4 protein-coding genes and 1 pseudogene are annotated in these 3,870 nt (G+C 70.5%); 3 read left to right on the forward strand and 2 right to left on the reverse strand.

Features of this window, described 5'->3' with window-relative positions:
• The 3 genes and pseudogenes from ACRDSK_RS32290 to ACRDSK_RS32300 all read left to right on the forward strand — a co-directional run.
• Nucleotides 1–601 (forward strand): annotated as a pseudogene (locus ACRDSK_RS32290) (hypothetical protein); the annotation flags it as partial.
• Between the two features lie 114 nt (nucleotides 602–715).
• Nucleotides 716–1,897 (forward strand): acyl-CoA dehydrogenase family protein, encoded by a 1,182-nt coding sequence (locus ACRDSK_RS32295; RefSeq protein WP_431445208.1) that lies wholly within the window; start codon nucleotides 716–718, stop codon nucleotides 1,895–1,897.
• Nucleotides 1,898–1,927: 30 nt separating this feature from the next.
• Complete coding sequence (locus ACRDSK_RS32300; protein WP_431445205.1) at nucleotides 1,928–2,362, forward strand: SgcJ/EcaC family oxidoreductase; 435 nt, start codon at nucleotides 1,928–1,930, stop codon at nucleotides 2,360–2,362.
• A 57-nt stretch (nucleotides 2,363–2,419) separates the two neighbouring features.
• Here ACRDSK_RS32300 and ACRDSK_RS32305 read toward each other — a convergent pair whose 3' ends face one another.
• On the reverse strand, nucleotides 2,420–2,878 hold the full coding sequence (locus tag ACRDSK_RS32305; RefSeq protein ID WP_431445206.1) for a DUF1579 family protein: 459 nt from the start codon (nucleotides 2,876–2,878) through the stop codon (nucleotides 2,420–2,422).
• Between the two features lie 129 nt (nucleotides 2,879–3,007).
• Nucleotides 3,008–3,664 carry a DoxX family protein gene (locus ACRDSK_RS32310; protein WP_431445207.1) on the reverse strand — a complete coding sequence of 219 codons (657 nt, stop codon included), beginning with the start codon at nucleotides 3,662–3,664 and terminating at the stop codon, nucleotides 3,008–3,010.
• Between the last annotated feature and the right edge of the window lie 206 nt (nucleotides 3,665–3,870).

The following is a 3,870-nucleotide window of genomic DNA, read 5'->3' on the forward strand; positions in this document are numbered from 1 at the left end:
GCTCGGCGGCGGCGCCGCGCCCGCGCGGTGCCCGGCCGACGAGCTGACCCGGGCCGACGCCGACGCCTTGCGGGAGACGGTCGGCTTCCTCGCCCGGCAAGGAGAGGCGACGATCACGCTGGCCGGCGACGGGACCCCGAGGGGACGCGCGGCGGCCGCCGTCGTGCGTGACACCGCGGCCGAGCACGGCGTGGTCGTGCGGACCCCGGCGCGGGCGGCCGGCGCGCTGCTGGTGGTCTCCGGCTGGACCGCCGCCGACGCGACGCTGCGCCAGGTCGCCACCGGCGGGCTCGCCGTCGGCGACCGCTACCTCGCGCCCTGGCTGTTCGCCGGCTCGCTGCCGCTCGTCGCGGCCGGATCCAGTGTGCCGCAACGGTTCGGGCCGGCCGACCCGCTGGCGAGCCACTACCGCGCGGAGCTGGCCGACGACGCGCCCGGCGTGTGGCCGTCCGCGGCCGGCTACCAGGCCTGGCTCACCGGCTCCGGCGAGCGCGACCCGGGCGCGCTGCACATCCAGCTCGTCGACGCGCCGAGCGCCCGCGCGGACGTGTGGACCACGGGTTCGGTGACCGCGGTCGGCGGTCCGATCGATCTTCCCTAGCCACATCGCGCATGCCCGGAGATGCCGCCCCACCACCGGAAATGGCACCGTCGAAGAGTGCGTCGGCACAGCCGCGGCCGCACATTTCGCACTCTTGTGGTTAGGGAGGACATGGTGTCGACGACCCAGGTTCCGACGCGGGAAGAGCTCGTCGGTCGTGCGGCGGAGCTGGTTCCGCAGCTGCGCGGAAAGGCCACGTGGGCGGAGGAGAACCGCCGCCTGCACGAGGAGACCCTCGAGGCCCTCGCCGAGGCCGGGCTGTTCAAGCTCCGCACCCCGAAGCGCTACGGCGGCTACGAGGCGGACACCCGCACGCTGGCCGACGTCGCCGCCGTCCTCGGCAGCGGCGACGGCGCCACGTCGTGGGTGACGTCGGTGTACTGGATCCCCACCTGGATGGCGTGCCTGTTCCCGGACGAGGTCCAGGACGAGGTGTTCGCCACCCCGGACGTCCGGGTCTGCGGCACCCTGAGCCCCAGCGCGATCGCCAAGCCCGTCGACGGCGGCGTGGTCGTCAACGGCAAGTGGGGCTTCATCAGCGGCGCGCACCACGCGCACTGGCAGGAGATCATCTCCGTGCTGGTGCCGGCGGAGGGCGAGCCGTACCCGATCATGTCGCTGGTCCCGCTGTCGGACCTGCTGGTCGTCGACGACTGGTTCACGTCCGGGCTGAAGGGCACCGGCAGCGTCAGCACGGTCGCCCGCGACCTGTTCATCCCGCAGGCGCGCGTCCTGCCGCTGCCCGCGGTGTTGCAGGGACAGAGCGCGTCGGTCCGCAACGCCGACTCGCCGATCTACCGCCCGCCGCTGCTGCCGGTCGCGGCCGCCTCGTCGGTCGGCACTGTCCTGGGCCTGGCCAACGCCGCTCGGGAGGTCTTCCTCAAGCGGCTGCCCAACCGGAAGATCACCTACACCGCCTACGAGAGCCAGCGGGACGCGCCGCTGACCCACCTGCAGGTCGCGGAGGCGGTCACGAAGATCGACCAGGCGGAGTTCCACGCCCACCGGCTGACCGGCGCGGTCGACGCCAAGGGCGTCGAGGGCTCGCCGTGGAAGCTCGAGGAGCGCGCCCGCGCCAGGTCGGACATGGGCAACGCGGTCCGGCTGGCCAAGGAGGCCGTCGACGTGCTCACGTCCGCCAGCGGCGGGTCGTCGATCTACAACGACGTGCCGATGCAGCGGATCGCCCGGGACGTCAACGCGGTCAACCTGCACGCGCTGATGAACCCGAACACCAACGCCGAGCTCTACGGCCGCGTCCTGTGTGGACTCGAGCCGAACACGCTCTACATCTGACGGTTACCGCCCCAGCAGATAGGAAGTCGCATGAGCACCACCGCTTCGGCCGGCGACCAGGCCGCCGTCGCCGCCCTCACCCAGCGCGTCATCGCGGCCTGGGCCTACCAGGACGCCGACGGCTTCGCCGACGTCTTCACCGAGGACGGCACGATGATCCTCCCGGGCAGCTACGCGAAGGGCCGCGAGGAGATCCGGGCGTACCTCAAGGACGCGTTCGCCGACCAGTACAAGGACACCCAGGTCACCGGCCGGCCGCTGGACATCCGGTTCTTCGGCCCGGACGTCGGCCTGCTGCTCACCCGCGGCGGCGTGCTGGCCGCCGGCGAGTCCGAGGTCTCCGACGACCAGTCCATCCGGGCCTCCTGGTTCGTCGTCAAGGAGGACGGCGAGTGGAAGCTCGCCGCGTACCAGAACAGCCCAGCAGTCCAAAGCCTGCCCCGGCCGGGCGCCGCGGCGGCGTAGCAGCCGACAACGGAAACGGGCCCCGGCGGCGCCGGGGCCCGTTTCGGCGTGTGCGTGTCAGACCTTGGTCATGTTGGCGGAGTAGCCGCCGCCGGGCCACTGCCAGGCGCCGTTGATCTGCTTGCCGTCCGCGGCGATCGTGCCCTTGAAGAAGGCCGGCGAGCCCGGGCCGCCCATCCAGGTGATGAGCTCGTTGCCGTTGACCTCCCAGGCGTACTGGAAGGCGTTGCCCGAGTTGTCGAAGTAGTTCGACGTGCAGATGTTCTTCTCGCGGTCGTGCCCGATGATCTCGACGCCCTTCATCGGGTTGCCGTCGCCGTGGTCCATCTCCACGCGCTGGACGAGGAAGAAACCGCCGTCGAACCACTCGAACGTGACGGTGCCCTGGATCGGGTCGTTCGTGTTCGCGTCGTTTCCGGTCATCTGCCACGTGCCGACCAGCACGTCGAGGTTCTTGAGCAGCGGGTTGGGCTCCGAAGGGGGCGGGGCCGGCGGGCCGCTGTGCTCGTCAGACATTGTCGTTCCTTTCTGGAGTTCACTTGCGGACTCGACGGAGAACTCGGCTGAGAATACTGAGAAACCGTTTCGGGAATGCCGCCCGGGGGCTGCCGCCGTGGTTCGGCGACAACCCCCGGGCGGACGAGGTCATGCCTTGCCGAACAGCGACTTCACGCTGTCGCGGCGGTGGTAGGCCACCACGGTGGCCAGCACCAGGAACACGATCTCGATGACCGGCGCACCACCGAGAATGGCGGCCTGGGTGATCGCCGCGCCGACCATCAGCGCGGCCAGGCAGGCCGCGGCCAGCCCGGTCAGCCGGGGGATCAGCAGGCCGATGGCGCCGGCGATCTCGAGGACGCCCACCAGGAACCGGAACCAGTCGCCCGCGCCGATCGTGACGAACATGTCGACCATCGACTGCGAACCGGTCAGCTTCAGCATGCCGCCGCTGGCGAACTGCGCGGCCAGTACGACCTGCACCACCCAGAGCGCGATGTTCTTCTTGTCACGACGTTTGGCGACCGGAGCCTCGCGCGTGGTTTCCGTGGCCGAAATGATGTCGCTCATGCTTTCCTCCTCGTCAGTGCCACACGACACGTGGCCACTGGGGTACAACGGCGATGCGGACGGAAAGGGAATCGCCAATCGTGCCGACTCATCCGTGCGGATACGGTAGCCGTCCGAACACAGTCGACGCGAGAGGCCGATCTGGCCGCCGGCCTGCGGAATTCCCCGTCGAATGGCCCGTGACCAGCGGATAAAACGGAAATCCGGGGCAAGTGGGGCGGTTGGGTTGAGCATTTTGGAAGATGCCGGCGCCCACTGCGGCGATGGAGCATCGAACACTGCCGACCCCTGGCCGTGCGCATCGGTACCGGTGTGCCCGGCCCCTGCCGAGGAGGAACCGTTGCCGGAGAAGGACGCGACGGGCGCGGGCCTGTGGGCCATGGCGCATCTGGGAACTCCGATGGCCATCCGGGTGGCCGCCACGCTGCGCATCGCCGACC

Source organism: Actinophytocola sp. (assembly GCF_050699915.1).
Classification (GTDB): domain Bacteria; phylum Actinomycetota; class Actinomycetes; order Mycobacteriales; family Pseudonocardiaceae; genus Actinophytocola.